This is a genomic window from Haloarcula sp. CBA1127 (genome assembly GCF_001485575.1).
In the GTDB taxonomy this organism is placed as follows: domain Archaea; phylum Halobacteriota; class Halobacteria; order Halobacteriales; family Haloarculaceae; genus Haloarcula.
In genome coordinates, this window is record NZ_BCNB01000006.1 from 157,863 (window position 1) to 174,653 (window position 16,791).

The 16,791-nt window shown below is 62.1% G+C and carries 17 protein-coding genes; 3 read left to right on the forward strand and 14 right to left on the reverse strand.

Annotation, left to right across the window (positions count from 1 at the left end; genetic code table 11):
- Positions 1-3: 3 nt before the first annotated feature.
- Entirely contained in the window at positions 4-795 is a 792-nt protein-coding gene (locus AV059_RS05440; RefSeq protein ID WP_058992857.1) for an alpha/beta fold hydrolase, read from the reverse strand.
- Positions 796-938: 143 nt separating this feature from the next.
- On the opposite strand from AV059_RS05440, the gene AV059_RS05445 reads away from it, so the two are divergent.
- Complete coding sequence (locus AV059_RS05445) at positions 939-1,625, forward strand: helix-turn-helix domain-containing protein (RefSeq protein WP_058992859.1); 687 nt, start codon at positions 939-941, stop codon at positions 1,623-1,625.
- 65 nt (positions 1,626-1,690) lie between these two features.
- Here the strand turns inward: AV059_RS05445 and AV059_RS05450 are convergent, their stop codons facing one another.
- Positions 1,691-2,509 (reverse strand): cell division ATPase MinD, encoded by an 819-nt coding sequence (locus tag AV059_RS05450; protein ID WP_058992861.1) that lies wholly within the window; start codon positions 2,507-2,509, stop codon positions 1,691-1,693.
- A 349-nt stretch (positions 2,510-2,858) separates the two neighbouring features.
- On the opposite strand from AV059_RS05450, the gene prf1 reads away from it, so the two are divergent.
- On the forward strand, positions 2,859-4,115 hold the full coding sequence (gene prf1, locus AV059_RS05455; RefSeq protein ID WP_058992864.1) for a peptide chain release factor aRF-1: 1,257 nt from the start codon (positions 2,859-2,861) through the stop codon (positions 4,113-4,115).
- Between the two features lie 118 nt (positions 4,116-4,233).
- Here the strand turns inward: prf1 and AV059_RS05460 are convergent, their stop codons facing one another.
- The 11 genes from AV059_RS05460 to ahaH all read right to left on the reverse strand — a co-directional run bounded on the left by AV059_RS05460 (position 4,234) and on the right by ahaH (position 14,559).
- Positions 4,234-4,626 (reverse strand): DUF6276 family protein, encoded by a 393-nt coding sequence (locus AV059_RS05460; RefSeq protein WP_058992866.1) that lies wholly within the window; start codon positions 4,624-4,626, stop codon positions 4,234-4,236.
- Positions 4,627-4,682: 56 nt separating this feature from the next.
- Positions 4,683-5,375, reverse strand: a complete 693-nt coding sequence (locus AV059_RS05465; protein ID WP_004593983.1) for a V-type ATP synthase subunit D — start codon at positions 5,373-5,375, stop codon at positions 4,683-4,685.
- 108 nt (positions 5,376-5,483) lie between these two features.
- On the reverse strand, positions 5,484-6,236 hold the full coding sequence (locus AV059_RS05470) for a bacteriorhodopsin (protein ID WP_079990731.1): 753 nt from the start codon (positions 6,234-6,236) through the stop codon (positions 5,484-5,486).
- Between the two features lie 94 nt (positions 6,237-6,330).
- Positions 6,331-7,743: an ATP synthase subunit B gene (locus AV059_RS05475; RefSeq protein ID WP_007189221.1), complete on the reverse strand. Its 1,413-nt coding sequence runs from the start codon at positions 7,741-7,743 to the stop codon at positions 6,331-6,333.
- A gap of 2 nt (positions 7,744-7,745) precedes the next feature.
- Entirely contained in the window at positions 7,746-9,506 is a 1,761-nt protein-coding gene (locus tag AV059_RS05480; protein WP_004964538.1) for an ATP synthase subunit A, read from the reverse strand.
- 2 nt (positions 9,507-9,508) lie between these two features.
- The gene (locus tag AV059_RS05485) at positions 9,509-9,832 is read right to left on the reverse strand and encodes a V-type ATP synthase subunit F (protein ID WP_004593990.1); all 324 of its coding nucleotides are present in this window, start codon (positions 9,830-9,832) and stop codon (positions 9,509-9,511) included.
- The gene (locus tag AV059_RS05490; protein WP_004964543.1) at positions 9,829-10,902 is read right to left on the reverse strand and encodes a V-type ATP synthase subunit C; all 1,074 of its coding nucleotides are present in this window, start codon (positions 10,900-10,902) and stop codon (positions 9,829-9,831) included. Before AV059_RS05490 ends, AV059_RS05485 begins: the two co-directional genes overlap by 4 nt.
- On the reverse strand, positions 10,899-11,483 hold the full coding sequence (locus AV059_RS05495) for a V-type ATP synthase subunit E (RefSeq protein WP_058992870.1): 585 nt from the start codon (positions 11,481-11,483) through the stop codon (positions 10,899-10,901). The genes AV059_RS05490 and AV059_RS05495 overlap by 4 nt, the downstream gene beginning before the upstream one ends.
- A 22-nt stretch (positions 11,484-11,505) precedes the next feature.
- Positions 11,506-11,769: a F0F1 ATP synthase subunit C gene (locus AV059_RS05500; RefSeq protein ID WP_008311113.1), complete on the reverse strand. Its 264-nt coding sequence runs from the start codon at positions 11,767-11,769 to the stop codon at positions 11,506-11,508.
- 218 nt (positions 11,770-11,987) lie between these two features.
- Positions 11,988-14,240, reverse strand: coding sequence for a V-type ATP synthase subunit I (locus AV059_RS05505; RefSeq protein WP_058992872.1), 2,253 nt, complete (start codon positions 14,238-14,240; stop codon positions 11,988-11,990).
- The gene (gene ahaH / locus AV059_RS05510) at positions 14,227-14,559 is read right to left on the reverse strand and encodes an ATP synthase archaeal subunit H (protein ID WP_058992873.1); all 333 of its coding nucleotides are present in this window, start codon (positions 14,557-14,559) and stop codon (positions 14,227-14,229) included. Before ahaH ends, AV059_RS05505 begins: the two co-directional genes overlap by 14 nt.
- A 115-nt stretch (positions 14,560-14,674) precedes the next feature.
- On the opposite strand from ahaH, the gene AV059_RS05515 reads away from it, so the two are divergent.
- Positions 14,675-15,295 carry a methyltransferase domain-containing protein gene (locus tag AV059_RS05515; protein ID WP_058992875.1) on the forward strand — a complete coding sequence of 207 codons (621 nt, stop codon included), beginning with the start codon at positions 14,675-14,677 and terminating at the stop codon, positions 15,293-15,295.
- 182 nt (positions 15,296-15,477) lie between these two features.
- On the opposite strand, the gene AV059_RS05520 is transcribed toward AV059_RS05515, so the two are convergent.
- Positions 15,478-16,710, reverse strand: a complete 1,233-nt coding sequence (locus AV059_RS05520) for a hypothetical protein (RefSeq protein ID WP_058992877.1) — start codon at positions 16,708-16,710, stop codon at positions 15,478-15,480.
- Between the last annotated feature and the right edge of the window lie 81 nt (positions 16,711-16,791).

The following is a 16,791-nucleotide window of genomic DNA, read 5'->3' on the forward strand; positions in this document are numbered from 1 at the left end:
GGGCTACGTTTTGCGGAACGCGTCGACTTCCGCTGCGATTAGGTCAGGTGCCTCAGCGGGGCCGCTGTGGCTGACACCATCGAACTCGACAAATCGACTCTGTGGCAGTGCCTCGTGAACGTCCCGTGCACTCTGTCGAAGGAAGTCCGGCCCGTCGGTGCCGGACAGAACGAGCGTGGGTGCATCGACATCGAGGCGGTCCGGGAGTCGGTACTGTTCGACGGACCGGTTCATCCGGACGACTTCCTCGGCGAGGGCCACACAGTCGGGCCAGACGGGCCACTCCGCAAGCCAGGCGTCGAGGTCCTCGATACCGTCAGGGTGGAGAACCTGTTCGATGTAGCGTTTCACTGCTTCCGCTCGCTTTCCGTCCTGAATGAGCGACGCCATTCGGTCGGCGAGATCGGCGTCGGCCCGGTAGTCATCGGGGAGCACCGCCGGCTCGTAGGCAATAACCGCCTCAACCGACGTAGCCGTCGCGGCCTCGATAGCGGTGAGTGCGCCGTAGGAGTGGCCAAACAGGATCGGGTCGCCGTCGACAGCGTCGACAAGCGCCTGAACGTACCTGATCTCGCGGTCCAGTACCTCGTCGGCGCTCGTTTCCGTGGCGGAGTCGAGACAGGTCCCGAACCCCGGTCGCTGGGGAACGACAGCGCCGTATCCCTCGAATGCCGGTACGACCGGTCCCCAGTACTCCGTAGGGGCCATCCCACCGTGTAAGAGAACGAGTGGCTGGCCGTCACTGTAGCGCTCGAATTCGACTTCGATCTCATCTGTCGGTTGTGTTGGCTGCATACAACAGTACGGTCGAACGCAGTCGGGCTAAGCCGTTCTCTCAGTGATTGGGCCGTTTAAAAGAGAAGGTGCCAGCAGGGGGAGACATCCCGGCCGACACCTTATTTCGACAGGCGCTTCAGCATCGCAGAGAGGGATAGCGTATGGGGCTCATTGCAGAGTTTCAGATATACTGCGATGCGTTGCCGCTCGTGTCGGTTGCAGAGACGGTCCCAGAGGCGTCGATTGCCTTTTCCCTCCAGTACAACCACGGCCGTCGTCCGCTGTTCATTGTAACCGTGACCGGCGGTTCCAAGCAGGCTGTCGAGCGGGCACTCACTAACGCCTACGACGTGCAGGAGTGGACGCGCATCGGGACGGCCGGCGACACCCGACGGTATCAGGCAGTGCCGGCGCTGAGTTTCGAGGAGCAGCTCGGCGACCAAATCGACGACCTAGACGGACTCGAAGCACTTGCAACGGCAGATGCCATCATCGAACGGATAACCGTGACCGCAGACGGGTGGGAGCAAATGGGCTGGTTCGCCGACCGAGCGGCGTTCACCGAGTTCGCCTCGTTCTGGCAGCGAAACGCTGGCTTCGAATTGGAGAGGCTGACTCGCGATTCGGAGCCGAAGCAGCCCGGTAACGGGCTCACTGACCGACAGCTGGAAGCGCTACGGACGGCGTACGAGCGGGGGTATTTCGAGATTCCGCGGCGTACGTCGCTGGACGCCGTGGCCCAGGAACTGAACATCTCTGCGTCGTCGCTCTCGGAGCGACTGCGCCGGGCACAGACCCAGCTCATTCAGGAAACGGTTGCGACGCTGTGGCCGCCGCTTCCGGAATGAGCCAGAGGCAGTGAGATACGGTCGGAGCGGCGGGCTGAGACCGGACCAGCAAGCGGGTACAAACGTCAGTTGAAGAGGCCGAACACACCGCCTGAGTCCTCGTCGTCGTCGACATCGGAGTGGTCCTCGGTGTCGTCGAGGAACCACTCGTCATCAAGTATCGTCTCGATATCCGCTTCGGGGCTCTCGCCACGGAAGAACACACCCTCCAGCGCCTCGGTCAGCCGCTGGTAGGCGTCGGCAGCCGTGCTTTCGGGGGCATTGAGCACGAGCGGTTCCTCGGTCGTTGCCTGCGGGTCGTCCGGGATGACCGCAAGCAGCGGGAACTCCATCTGTTCGGCGATGGCTGCGACGTCAGTGTGGCGGGTCGCGCGGTTGATAATCGAACCGAGGACGGTCCCGTCGATTCGGTTCGCTAGCTGGGCCGTTTTGACCGTATCGCCCACCGCAACGTCGTCGGGGGTCGTGACGAGGACGATGCCGTCAGCCAGTCCCAGCGGCACGGCGACTTCGTGGCTCAGCCCGGCCCCGGTGTCGATCAACACCACGTCGTAGGCATTTCGGAGCGTCTTGATGACTTTCCTGAGCTTTGCGGGGTCAGCGTCCGCGAACGCCTCCAGTGACTGTTCACCAGGAATCACCGTGAGTCCACCCGGCGCATCAGTCAAGGCCTCACTCACGGCAGCCTCGCCGGCCAGAATTTCGTGGAGGCTCTTGTCGGGCTCTACGGAGAGCATCGAGCCGAGATTCGCCATCCCCAGATCTGCGTCGACGACGGCGACATCGTAGCCCATCTCCTGAAGCACAGCCCCGAGATTTACCGCGGTCGTCGTTTTTCCGACGCCGCCCTTGCCGCCCGCAATCGTACACACATACCCCGCCATAGTCTGATTGCTTGGGTACAATACAGGCAGTCATATAAATGCGACTGTCAGTTGTCGAACCGCTACGGGACAGACCGGTCGGTTCCACAGCCAATCAAATCATCAGAAGGTCGCGTCTGCCGTATCGGCCGTCCCACTTCGACGCTCAGTTGTGGTGAAACACTTCGCTTCGCTCCCTTCCTCCACGGCTCCCGTCGGTCGCCGTTCCGGCACGAGGACCGCTCACTCCGTTCGCGCCCCTCGCTGCTCGCGGGTCGTTCCTCCCCGCTCGCCCGTCCTGCGATTCTCGCTTTGCTCGAATCGCACGGCTGTCAACAGGTTCTTACGCCACCTTGGCCAACATAGAGTAATGAGCGAGCAGCAGGAACAGGAACAATCTGACAAGCAGAAATACGAGTTCCGGAAGGTCATCGAGGAACTCAAAGGGTATCAGGGTTCGGGCACCCAACTCGTCTCTATCTACATCCCCGAGGACAAGCTGATCAGCGACGTCGTCGCTCACGTCACCCAGGAACACTCCGAGGCTTCGAACATCAAGTCGAAGGACACCCGAACGGCGGTGCAAGACGCACTCACCTCGATCAAGGACCGACTCCGATACTACGACGTGCGGCCACCCGACAACGGACTGGTCGTGTTCTCGGGCGCGTTCGACACCGGCGGCGGCCGGACCGACATGGTGACGAAGGTCCTCGAATCTCCACCGGACCCCATCGAGTCGTTCCGCTATCACTGTGATTCGGAGTTCCTCACCGAGCCGCTGGAGCACATGCTGGCCGACAAGGGACTGTTCGGCCTCATCGTGCTCGACCGACGCGAGGCAAACGTCGGCTGGCTGAAGGGCAAACGCGTCGAGCCTGTCAAGTCCGCCTCCTCGCTAGTGCCGGGTAAGCAGCGGAAAGGTGGCCAGTCCGCCCAGCGTTTCGCCCGCCTCCGACTGGAAGCCATCGACAACTTCTATCAGGAGGTCGCCGGCATGGCCAACGACCTGTTCGTCGCCGACCGCCACGAAATAGACGGGATCCTCGTTGGCGGCCCCTCACCGACGAAAGACGAGTTCCTCGACGGCGATTATCTCCACCACGAGCTACAGGACATGGTGCTCGGGAAGTTCGACGTGGCCTACACCGACGAGTCTGGGCTGTACGACCTCGTTGACGCGGCCGACGATGTGCTGGCCGAACACGAGATGCTCCGGGACAAGGAGCTCATGGAGGACTTCTTCAAGCAGCTCCACAACGGGGACAAGGCCACCTACGGCTTCGACCAGACGCGCCAGAACCTCAACATGGGCGCGGTCGAACAGCTGCTTATCTCCGAGGACCTCCGGAAAGACGTGGTCGCCTACACCTGCGAGAACGGCCACGACGAGTACGAACTCATCAACAGCAACGCCGGGACCGACGACCACGAGTGCTCCCGCTGTGGGGCCACCGTCGAAGCTGAGGACGGCGAGCGCGAAGACGCCATCGACCACCTGATGGAACTGGCCGACCAGCGCGGCACCGAGACGGTATTCATCTCGACTGACTTCGAAAAGGGCGAACAGCTGCTGACCGCTTTCGGCGGCGTCGCCGGCCTGCTGCGCTACTCGACGGGCGTCTAACGCCCAGTCGTTCTCTCCTCTCTGTACGTCTTTGACGGTGGCTCTCACCACGGACTCCGCCGAACCGCACTACGTCAGCGCCGTCTATCGCAGTTCGGGAAGCGGTTGCCCTGTCCGCTCATAGCAACTGTTCGAGTTGCCGGCGACGACGCCCGAGGTCGACATGAGCCGCTTCCCCGTAGCTGGCGTCGAGGCGGTCCAGTGCCAGCAGCGGGTCAACGCCCTCGCGCTCGACTCGCTCCAGCAACGCGGTGATCTCCTCGCGGTGCATCGCGAGCGAATCGAGCAGTCCGACCAGCAACAGTAGCGGGACCGCCGCTCCATCGTCATCGGGAATCGCATCGTCGAGATCTGTGAAATCAGGCACAGCAGCGGGCGGCTCCGTCTCCGGGTGAAGCGCCAGACAGGACCGGCAGACGCTGGCACCCGGTGCGTCTCCGGGGAGAAGTTGCTGGAGATCAGACGGGACTGGGAACGAAACGAGGTCGCCACCGCAGTCGGGACAGGACATACACAAGTACGAACCTGAAAGCGCAAAAACGATACCGATCAGGACGGACTCCCTGTTCAGTCGTCAGCAGTGACTGCTTCGGGCTCTTCTTGTGCTTCCTCTTCGGCCGCGAGCGCGTCCTCTTCTTCTTCCTTCTTGGCTTTGATCTTCTTCATGCGGAAGATCTCCTCGCGCTCCTGCTCTTCGAGTTTCTGCTCAATGTACTCCTGGTTGTCGTAGAGGTCGGGCAGGAGCTTGAATTCGAGGGCGTTGACGCGGCGTTTCGTTGTCTCGATCTCTTCGAGCATCTTCTTCATCGCCGTCTCAACTTCGGCGGCGAGGATGATGTTTTCGAGCAGTTCCTCGTAGGCCTCGGCAGCCTCGTCGATGCGAGCCGAGGTCCCCATGACGCCGTAGCCGCGTTCGTCCAGTGACTTTCGAACCTTGCTGGACTCGATTTGCGGGACAACGACGCCCATGATGTTCTTGGACTGGGTCGTCAGTTCGGGGTGTTCTTTCAGTGCTGCGGCGGCTCCGCGGACGGCCACGTCGCCTTCCATCGCCCGGGCCATATTGATCGCGCGCTGGGCCCGTTCGTAGGAACCGTCGAGGTCTTCACGGACGTCCTGCGCCTGGTCCAGTATGTCCATGAACTCCATGATGAGGCCGTCACGCTTCTTCTCCAGCGTGTCGTGCCCACGCTCGGACAGCTCGATGCGGTCCTCGATCTGCATCAGATTCTTGCGCGTGGGTTTGACGTCCTTAGCCATTACGGGTCCTTTTTCGACGTAGGCAGTTAACGGTTTCCAGTTATTTCGGCGCGAGCGCCGCCGCTTCCGGACTGACACCCAAAAAACGAAGTCGGCGAACAGCAGCGATTAGTCGTCTGCAGGCGTTGCGCCAGTTCCGGTCGTGTCGGCCGCGCCGTCGAGCACGCCGTGGCTCCGGAGCAGGATGATACCGAACCCGACCTTCGCGACGAGGTCGATGACCATGAAGCCGGCCGTCTCGATTCCGATACCGACAAGGCCGAGTCCTTCACTGCCGACGAGCCACCAGACCGGGTAGACCAGCCACACGACCGTCACGAGGTTGCGTAGCGTCTTGAAGGTGCTACGCGTGTCACTGGGCAGGTCTGCGACCCGACCGGACAGCGAGGCAAACAGGAAGTACAGCAGGACCAGCAGGAAGGCGGTGCTGATACCCCACCAGACCAGCCGTTCCGCGCCAGCCGACAGCACGCCGCTCCCTGCGCTCAGCGTCGCGACCACACCGGTACCGATCATCAGCACGTCGAGGCTGACGAGCGAGTAAATGGTGTTGCGGTCTGCACCTGCGAGCAGTCCGAGGTCATACAGGAGCAACGGCGTCGTGAACAGCCAGTCGGTGTATCGCGCCCAGTAGATGGGGTGTTGTTCGCCGCCGAACTCGATGAACGTCAGGCCGAAGCCAAGCGCCATTGCGAGGTAATTCACGAACGCGATTGCCGTGATCAGTATTGTCGCGATGTAGAACTTCTGACGCCGGCTGTCGGTTTCACCCCAGCCGCGCGCGATGAAGTATAGCATGCCGAGGAACATGCCCGCTGTACCTAACCACAGCCATATTGCTTCACTCCCTGGTTCTGGCATAGTGCATTCTAGTGTACGAGGGCAACGCTAAACAGTCGCATACCCAAAATATAGGGTATAGATTGAGGGGTGCCGGAGAAAGTAAGCCGTCGCGTCAGGCCTCGACGGTTTCGGCGGTCTCGTCCTCGCGGTAGTGCTCCTCGATGAGGTCCTCGTCGATGCGGTTCAGCGCATCTTTCGGAAGCATCGAGAGCAGGTCCCAGCCGAGTTCAAGCGTCTCGTCGATGCTGCGGGCCGTGTCGGTCCCCTGGTCGACGAACTCCTCCTCGAAGCGGTCGGCGAAGTCCAGATACTTGTTGTCCAGTTCCGACAGCGCCTCGCGGCCGACGATGTTCACGAGGTCGCGCAGGTCCTCACCTTCCGCGTACGCGGCGAAGATCTGGTCTTTCACGTCGGCATGGTCAGCGCGGGTGAGTCCCTCGCCGATACCGTCGTCCATCAGCCGCGACAGGCTTGGCAGGACATTGATCGGCGGCTGGATGCCCTGACTGTTGAGGTCGCGGTCGATGTAGATCTGGCCTTCGGTAATGTAGCCGGTCAGATCCGGAATCGGGTGCGTGTCGTCGTCGCCCGGCATCGTCAGGATCGGGAGCTGGGTCACGGAGCCCTCGCGGCCCTCGATCCGACCGGCACGCTCGTAGAGCTGTGCCAGGTCAGTGTACATGTATCCGGGGTAGCCACGCCGGCCCGGGACCTCCTCACGCGCGGCACCGATCTCACGCAGTGCCTCACAGTAGTTGGTCATGTCCGTCAGAATGACCAGCACGTGATAGTCCTTCTCGAAGGCGAGGTACTCGGCGGTGGTCAGCGCCAGCCGCGGCGTAATCGTCCGCTCGACGGCCGGGTCATCCGCGAGGTTCATGAAGACGACGGAGCGTTCCAGCGCGCCGGTGCGCTCGAAGTCGTCCATGAACTCGTTTGCCTCTTCGGCTGTGATACCCATCGCACCGAAGATGACTGCGAACTCCGAGCCCTCGTCGTCTTCACCGTCCTCCTCTTCCGGCACCGTCGCCTGTCGCGCAATCTGGAGCGCCAGGTCGTTGTGTGGCAGGCCGGAGGCGGAGAAGATCGGCAGCTTCTGGCCGCGGACGAGTGTGTTCATGCCGTCGATAGCCGAGACGCCTGTCTGGATGAACTCCTCAGGGTACTCCCGGGAGAACGGGTTGATTGCCTCACCGACGATGTCACGGCGTTCGTCAGGGACGATCTCCGGGCCGCCGTCGATCGGCTGGCCGGTCCCGTCCATGACCCGCCCGAGGAGGTCCTCGGTAACGGGCATCTTCATCGTCTCGCCGAGGAAGCGAACCGAGGCATCGCGGTCGATACCTTCGGTCCCCTCGAACACCTGAATGGCGACGTAGTCGCTCGCGGATTCGAGCACCTGGCCACGGCGGGTCTCGCCGTCGCTGAGCTCGATTTCGACGATGTCGTCGTAGCCGACCGGTTCGTCGGTCTCGACGAACACCAGCGGTCCGCTGATCTCCGTGATTGTCTGATACTCTTTCATTGTTAGTACAGCTCCCGCAGTTGAGACTCGATGTCGTCTTCGAGGTCGTCGATGTACTCGTTGTAGTCTTCCTGCACGCCGATACGGTTGAGCCGCGGCGCGGCGTCGATGTCGGTGATCTCCTCGACGGGGACACCGGCATCCAGCGCCTCGAAGGCCGCATCGTTGTACGTCTTGGCGGCGTCCATGATGCGGTAGGTCTTCTCGGGCTCACAGAACGTGTCCACGTCGTGGAAGGCGTTCTGCTGGAGCCACGCCTCGCGCAGGTAGCGGGCGATCTCGAGCGTCAGCTGCTGGTCTTCCGGCAGCGCGTCCTTCCCGACGAGCTGGACAATCTCCTGCAGTTCCGCTTCCTCGTCCAGCGTGTCGATAGCCCACTGGCGCGTCTCCGGCCAGTCGGCTCGGACGTTGTCCTCGAACCACGGGTCGAGCTGGTCGCGATACAGCGAGTACGACTCGTTCCAGTTGATAGAGGGGAAGTGCCGGCGTTCGGCCAGGTCCGCGTCAAGCGCCCAGAACGTCTTGACGATACGCAGCGTGTTCTGGGTGACCGGCTCGGAGAAGTCCCCGCCCGGCGGTGAGACGGCCCCGATAACTGAGACGGAGCCCTCGGTGCCGTTGATGTTCTCGAAGTACCCGGCGCGTTCGTAGAACTCGCTCAGGCGAGCGGAGAGGTACGCGGGGTACCCCTCCTCACCCGGCATCTCTTCGAGTCGGGACGAAATCTCACGCATGGCCTCGGCCCACCGGGAGGTGGAGTCGGCCATCAGCGCCACGTCGTACCCCATGTCGCGGAAGTACTCCGCGATGGTAATCCCCGTGTACACGCAGGATTCGCGTGCCGCGACGGGCATATTCGACGTGTTGGCGATGAGGCAGGTCCGGTCCATCAGCGCGTTGCCGGTGGTCGGGTCCTCGAGTTCCGGGAAGTCCTCAATGACCTCAGTCATCTCGTTGCCACGCTCGCCACAGCCGACGTAGACGACGATGTCTGCGTCGGCCCACTTGGCGAGCTGGTGCTGGGTGACCGTCTTCCCGGAGCCGAAGGGCCCGGGAATGGCGGCCGTCCCGCCTTTCGCAATCGGGAACAGGCCGTCAAGCACACGCTGGCCGGAGATGAGCGGTTCCGTCGGCGTCTCTTTCTCGACGGTCGGCCGCTGCTGGCGCACCGGCCACTCTTGGTGCATCTGGATCTCTTCGCCGTTGTCCAGTTCGACGACGGTCTCTTCGACGTTGAAGTTGCCCGATTCGATGGCGACGACCTCGCCACCCTCGGAGTCGGGCGGGACCATCACCTTGTGGTCGATACTCGGCGTTTCGGGGACGGTGCCGACGATATCGCCGGCCTCGACCTCGTCGCCTTCCTCGACTTCAGGGGTGAACTCCCAGGTCTTCTCCAGGTCGATGCCCGGCGCGTCGACACCGCGGTCGAGGAACGCCGACCCCATCTTCTCTTCGAGCACGTCGAGCGGGCGCTGGACACCATCGTAGATGGCGTCGAGCATACCCGGCCCGAGGTCCACGGAGAGCGGCGAGCCCGTCCCTTCGACGGGTTCGCCGGGGGAGACACCGGAGGTCTCCTCGTACACCTGAATCGTGGTGATGTTTCCTTCGATCTCGATGACCTCGCCCATCAGCCCTTCCGAGCCGACGTAAACGACGTCGTTCATCCGGGCGTCGAGGTCCCGAGCCGTTACGACCGGTCCCGAGACGCTTTCGATAATGCCGTCCTCGCGGACGTCTGTGTCTGTTGCTTGACTCATGGTTAGTCCTCGTCCATCAGGTCGATACCGATGGCTCGCTTGATCTGTTCACGCAGTCCGCCGCTCCCAGTGCCGCCGCCGAGCGTGACCATCACTGGCTCGACACTCGTCTCCGCGTCCTGTCTGACACCGCGTGAGAGATGCGACAGGTCGTCGTCGTGCATCACGACGATACCGACGTCGTCGTCGTTGAGCATCTCCTCGACGGCGTCGTCGAGCTGCTCGTCTTTCTCGTCGGAAGGCACGTCCGCGAACTTGCGGACGCCAGCTAGCCGAAAGCCCGTCGTGAACTCCGGGCTTCCGATGACAGCGATCTCCTGGCTCATAGTATCACCAGCTCCTGTTCGATTTCGTCGGGGCCGAGGCCGGCCTCGCGACCGCGGGCGATGGCCCGGATGTTGTCGACCTCGCGTTCCTTGGCGAGGACATAGGACAGCACCGGACAGACCGACAGCGGGTAGCGGTTCGAGAGCCGGTCGGCGTATTCGAGCAGTGCCGCGTCCAGCGCCCGCTCGAAGTCGATGAGGTTGTCGGCTTCTTCAAGCGCCGACAGCGCCTGGTCGAGGTCGTCGCCGTATTTGCTCTCGCGGACGGCGCTGACCAGCTGGTCGAGGTTCGTCGACAGCTGTGCGACCTCCTGTGCGTCGAACAGCTGTCCGCCCTCGATGAAGTACTCCGAGGGGTCGATGTCCGCGCCACTTCGGGCCAGCCGGAGCGCGTTCCGGAGGTTTCGGAAGTCGACTTCCGTCTCCAAGAACTCCACGTACAGCCCGGTCGGACTGTCTATCTCTGGATTGTCCGGAAGCCCCGACAGCAGCGTTTCGTAGAACGCGCGGTCGAGCGCGTTCTCCAGCGGCACGAGAACGCCGCTTTCCTCGTATACGTCGAACGCTTCGGCCAGCGTGTCACCGAAGATGGTGTCGTCAAGCTGCTCGACGACCTCCTCGATAGAGCCGGCGTTCAGCAGGTCCTCGATACGTCGGTCGCTGAACTCGCCGGCCCGGATGAGGTCGTCCTCGACCTCGGTCCGCTCCGCGTCCGAGTAGAGCCCACGGATGACCGTTTTGACGTTCCACACATCGAATTTCCGCAGGTAACGGGCAATATAGTCGTACAGCGCGCCCTCAGACCAGCGAAGCAGGTCGTCGAAGTGTTTCGCGAGGTTGCGGTTCAGCGCGTACTCGACGAGGTCGACGCCGTCGTACCGGGAGCCGAGCGCGTTCATTTCGGTCTCGTACTCCGTTTCCTCCATGAAGCGGGCGATTTCGCCCGTCCCCATGCGGACCAGCTTCCGGTAGTCGTCATCGTCGAACAGGGATGCGCTGCGGGCACGAACCCGTGCGATGACGTACTCGTAGTTGCTTCCCTGGCCGCTCGTTCCCGTTCGCGAACTCATTGGTCTTCGAACAGGCGGTCGCTGATTGCTTTCAGGTTGTCCTCCCAGACGTCCTCAAGGATGGAATCGAACGTGTTGTTCACACGAACTCGTGACTCGCCGCTCTCGACGACGACACCGCCGAGGCAGTCCCGCTCACCGGCGTAGGTCGCGCCGTCGTAGTCATCGAGTACATCCTCGAGAAGCGACTGGTCCGACGCACGGCCGTACACCGACAGCTCGTCGCTGTCGTCGAATTCATCGACAGCGGCGTCAAGCAGTGCGCGTGTCAGTTCCTCTCGTCGGTCCCCTTCGAGGGCCGCAAGCGCGTCCTCAACGTCGCCGTGAACGTCTTCGAGGATGTCACGCCGGGCGTTGAGTCGAGCCTGTTTGGCCTCGAGCTTTGCGGAGGAGAGTCGCTGCTCTCGCTCCTGCTCGATGGTCCGCTCGACCTCGGCCTCGCGTTCCTCGCGGATCTGGTCGGCGTCAGCCTCGGCGTCAGCGATTATCTCCTCGGCACGTTCGTCGGCCGCGTCGCTAATCTCCTGAGCACGCGCGCGGGCCTCGTCGCGGATGTCCTCTACGACTGTTTGAAGGCTCATTATTGGAAAAGGGAGAGAGTGGTTACCCGAGGATGAAGACGACGACCAGCGCGAGAATGACGAGCGTTTCCGGCAGGACTGTCAGGATGAGCCCACGGCCGAACATGCTCTCGTCTTCTGCGATTGCGCCGACGGCGGCGGCCCCGATCCCACGCTCCGCATACCCCGAACCGAGCGCAGCCAGCCCGACAGCGAGGGCTGCAGCAGCTTCTCCCGGGATGGCCGGGGCAGCGGCGCCACCTTCTTGCAGTACAGCGTTGACAACGAGTGCGATAGTTTCTATCATGTTGTTGAGATCCTCTCTGAGGTTGCTCGTGTCCGAACAGGCGTATGTGACTCCACGGACTTCATAAAGCTTCCCAAAACACTTCGTCAAGATGCTGTTCCGTGGGTTTAGCCGCGCTCTCAACCACGGTTGTCATCTGGTACCAGACACCGAGTGCGCGACAGTAGTGCAGTAGCTACCGGAGTACCGACAAATATCGGAAGTAAGGTCGATAGCGGTCAGTCGTCAGTGGTGTAGGCCCGCTCGTAGCCGAACGGGTTGTACCGCTTGCCGCCGCCCTCGAAGAACTTGCCGAAGAACTCCACGTATTCGAGACGCACACCCTGTAGTCCGGCACTGGTGATACCCAGTACGAGGACGAGGAGGTGCCCCAGCACAAGGACGAGCAGTCCTCCGACAAGACCAGCAATGCCCGAGTGCATCAGGCCACCGAACATGACCTCTGTGACTTCGTGGCCGTGGTAGACGCCTTCTTCGAGGTAGTAGCTCGGTGCGTGACTGATACCGAAGTGCCACGCTCCGTCGTCCGTGACGAACACACCGAAGAACAGCAGATTGACCACGAAGGCCATCCCGGCCTTCGCCAGGAGCACTGCTGCCAGTCGCGTGTACGATAGCACGTTCACGAACACGTTGAGGAACTCGACGACTTCGATGGGGTCAGCGAGCGCCAGCAACACGAGGCCGGCGAAAAACACCAGCAACCACGCTGATATCGGGAACCCACCGACACTGAACAGGTCGATAGCCGGGAGCCCGGCGAAGCCGAGCGGGAACGGGTTCCCAGCAAAGATGCCTTCCTCAGCGGTGTAGAGGAAGTCCGGTGCCGAGCCCGCTGCGCCGGAGAACACCCAGGCCCAGAGGCCAAACAGCATCAGGAGCCAGGAGCCGCTCTCGGTGACAGCGTCCCAGAGGCCGTGGTTCAGGTTCTCGATGAAGTCGAACGTCCACCCCACAGCGAGGTGGAGCATCCCGGCCAGGAGGCTCAGCGTCAGCCATCCGATAGCGTACTCGCCGTACGCCGGCTGCAGTCCCTTGTGGAACGGCGCTCCTTCGAACCCGAGGGCAGGCCACACGACGTTCGAGATTGTGTGCAGGCCGAAGATCTCGCCGTACAGCAGCCCAAACAGCATCGTGAATCCACCGGCCCACATTCCGACGCCCCCGAGACTTTTCAGCACATCGCTGTCAACCGCTGAGTACAGCCCGTAGCCAAGCGCGAGGTACAGCAGTCCATACCCGACGTCACCGATCATGAACCCGAAGAAGGCCGGGAACGTCAGGAAGAAGGCAACCGTCGGGTCGAACTCACCGTATTTCGGCCGGTTGACGACCTCGACGAGGTCCTCGAAGGGTCGGACGCCGCTCGGGTTATCCTGAATGACGGGCGGCGCGTCGTCACCCATCGTGATGACGCCACCGTCAGCGACGGTTTCCTGCGGTTGGCTCTCGCTCTCCGGCTCGGGAGCATCGACGGAACTGCCGACGGGTTCGCCGCCGTTGCCGCCTTCCCGCTCGACTTCCTCGTGGGACTCTGCGTGCCCCTCGCTGTCGTACTCGGCGATTTCGATCCGGTCGATGTCGACAGCATCGCCGACAGCGCTCGAAAGAGCCCGCTCGAATGCCTCGTAGCGCTCGTTCGGAATCCAGCCCTCAGCGATGAAGGCGTTTTCCGTCGTTGCGAAGGTGAGTGGCGCTTCGCCCTTCTGGGCCTCGATAGCCAGTTTCTCCTCGGCCGCAAGCAGGAATCCGGCGTGGTCGAGGCGGAGTTCGTTGAGTTCGTCCTCAACAGTCGAGAGCTTCGATTCGAGCTGTTGTTTCTCGTGTTCCAGCTCTTCGAGATACGCCGTCGGGTCGCCGTCACCCTCGGGGACTTCGAGTCGGGAGAACGTCGCCCCAACCAGTGCGTCCTGCAGGTCGTCTTCTTCGGCCTGTGCGAACACGGCGACGACGCTGTCCTCAGTGAACAGCTCGAACGTCCCGACATCGCTATCTGCGAGGACAGCCTCGATCTCGTCGCTGTCGCCCTCGCCGACGACGACTGACAGCGAGTCGTAGCCACGGAGCAGGTCGAGATCTATGCCCAGCGCAACGAACGGCGCCATCGTGTTGATCTGGTCCTCGACGGCCCGGAGTTCGTCACGGACCTCGTCGCGCCGGTCGTCGAGTTCGTTGACTGCCGTCCGAACCTCATCGAGTTGCTCCTCAATCGCCTCGTCTGTGACGACCCGCGTCGGACCGGCGTCCTCTTCACTGACACCCAGAATGGACTGCAGTGAGCGGACCGTGACGAGCTTGTCCGAGACCTCGTTGGTTCCGTCGAGCGAGTTCCCGGGTTCGAATCCGTCCCAGGAGCCGTCGTACTCGGTGACGTGGAGCATATCGAGGTCGTGGACGGCCTCGATAGTCTGCTCCATCGCGCGTTTCGACCCCGTCACCGAGACGCGGCACATCTTCTCAGGTCTGAGCATGCACCGCCTCCTCGAACAGGTCTGTGACGTATTCGACTACCTCGTCGATCTGTTCACTTGCCTGCTGTTCGAGGTCGTCGCGAGCGCTCTCACCGTCTTCGATGATTTGCTCGCGTTCGGCCTCGATCTCTTCGCGAGCCGCTTCGAGACGATCCTCTGCGGCCGCCTCGGCCTCTTCCCGCGCAGAGTCGCGGATCTCGTCAGCCTCCTCGCGAGCCTCCGCGATGCGGTCTTCGCGGTCTTGTTCGGCCTCTTCGACGATCTCGTCGGCCTCCTGCTCGGCCTCCTGTATCCTGTCAAGAACTTCTGGCCGTGGCATTCTCTAATCACGTGAGCGTTGCCAGAGCGGCTATTTGGTAGTTGCGAAGTTTCCCTGTGTGACAGACAGGGGAAAATCCGGGGAATTATGACCGCCAAGTCCTAAACTGGCAGTAATGGGAGTCCTCGAGAACAAGGCCCGCGCGCGGACGTTCTACAAGTATCTCTCGAAGGTGTACGACCAGATCAACCCCTTCATCTGGGACGAACGGATGCGCGACGAGGCGATCGCAATGCTCGACCTTTCGCCCGACGACAAGGTCCTCGATGTCGGCTGTGGCACCGGCTTCGCCACTGAGGGGCTGCTCGAACACGTCGATACGGTGTACGGGCTCGACCAGAGCCCCCACCAGCTCTCGAAAGCCTTCGAGAAGTTCGGGAAGTTCGGTGACGTACGCTACCACCTCGGTGACGCCGAACGACTCCCGTTCAAGGATGACAGTTTCGACGCGGTGTGGTCCTCGGGGTCTATTGAGTACTGGCCCAACCCCGTCGACGCGCTTGCTGAGTGCCGCCGACTGACCAAACCCGGTGGCAAGGTCCTCATCGTCGGCCCCGACTACCCGAACTCAAGTGTCTTCCAGAAGATGGCCGATGCCATCATGCTGTTTTACGACGAGGAGGAAGCCGACCGGATGTTCACTGAGGCCGGGTACGAGGACTTCGAACATCACATTCAACAGTCCCGGCCGGGCAGTCCGCGTGCGATCACAACGATTGCAGAAGTCCCCGAGTAATCGCTTCGGGCACGAGCAAAGCGAGTGGCCGCTTTTTCGCCCACGTTTTTACGGGGAGCGGTGACCAAAGGTCACCCGAGCCGGAAAAAGGTGGTTTGACAGTCCCGACCGGGCAGTCCACGCGCGATCACAACGATTGCAGAAGTACCCGAATAACAGCGAGTCTCACTTTTCCTGCGTCGCTACACTGACCCACTGACAGGCACTCGAACCCGGTCGCCGTCCTGTGTGATGGCAGTAACCGTGTACTCCCCACGGGGTTCGACCGTCCAGAGGGCACCGTCTGTGCCAGTCGTGCCGATTCGTTTACCGTTTATTTTGACGGTCGCATCGGCCGTAGCGCCTGTGCTGTTGTCGCTGACCGTGACAAGCAGCGGTCCGGACTCGAAGGACTGCTCGACTCGGACGCGAACTGACTGGTTCACGTTCGTCGCTACTTCCGACCGGTCGACCGTCGTCAGGTCGAGGGTCTGGGTTTCGTAGAAAACGTTTCTCGTGCCGCCGTCGAGATACGCAGTCAGCCGTCCGTTCGGATGGTCGGCCTGGATCTGGTAGATAGCACTCCGGCCGTACGTCTGAACAGACGGGTACTGCTCGCTGTAGAGCCATGGATAGAGGCTCTCAGCCCGCGTGTTGACCGCACCGAGGGAGTCGTTAGTCTGTGCGAACTGGTCGACTGCCGTCTGTTCGCGGTCCTGACCGAGATATGTCTCGCGTGTGTACTGGCCGTCCGAGACCGTCGACAGCATATACCCCTCCAGTGATGCTTCGACGTACACCGCATTCGGCTCAGTCTCACCGGCGGTTTCAGCACTGATACGCTGGCTTATCGGGCCGCGATACGTCTTGAGCACGCCCCTGTTGTTTTCCAGGCGGAAGCGCTGAGCCGGTGAGAGTGAGTAGTCCGGTGCGGTGCCGGCGGTCGCCCGAATCCGATCAAGCCGGGTGGCCAGCTGACGGGACTCAGCGTCGATCAATGCCAGCTGCCGCAGGAACTCCGTAGCGGTTATAGTACCGCTGGCGTACTGCTGGATGGCGGCCTCGTTCCGTTGTTCCAGACTCGTTCGCTGGCTTTCGATATCAGTCAATGTCTCGTCGACGAGACGGTCGCGAGCGGCCTCGCTGTCCTGCTGGAAAAACTGCCGTTCGAACGTCGTCGTCGCGTAGTCGCTCCGGAGGTCACTGGATCCGGCTGCAACCGCGACACCGACATCGATCGAGGATCGGTTGTACGTCGTTGACCTGACGTCGCTGGCCGGGATAGCGAGATGGTTCGTCGTGTTGTCGACGGCCGTGATCTGTGGCAACTGATTGCTACCGTCAGCGGTCTGGGCCGGCGAGGCGAACCCAGTCACTGGGGCAGCCACGGAGACGACCATGAGGAGGATCACACCGACTGCGGGGAGGGGACGCATCAGCATCGGATACTCGCCCACCGTACAAAAATCTCCCCATTCTCCATATCTCAATAATTGCCTGAGAAGGCACTAGACCTT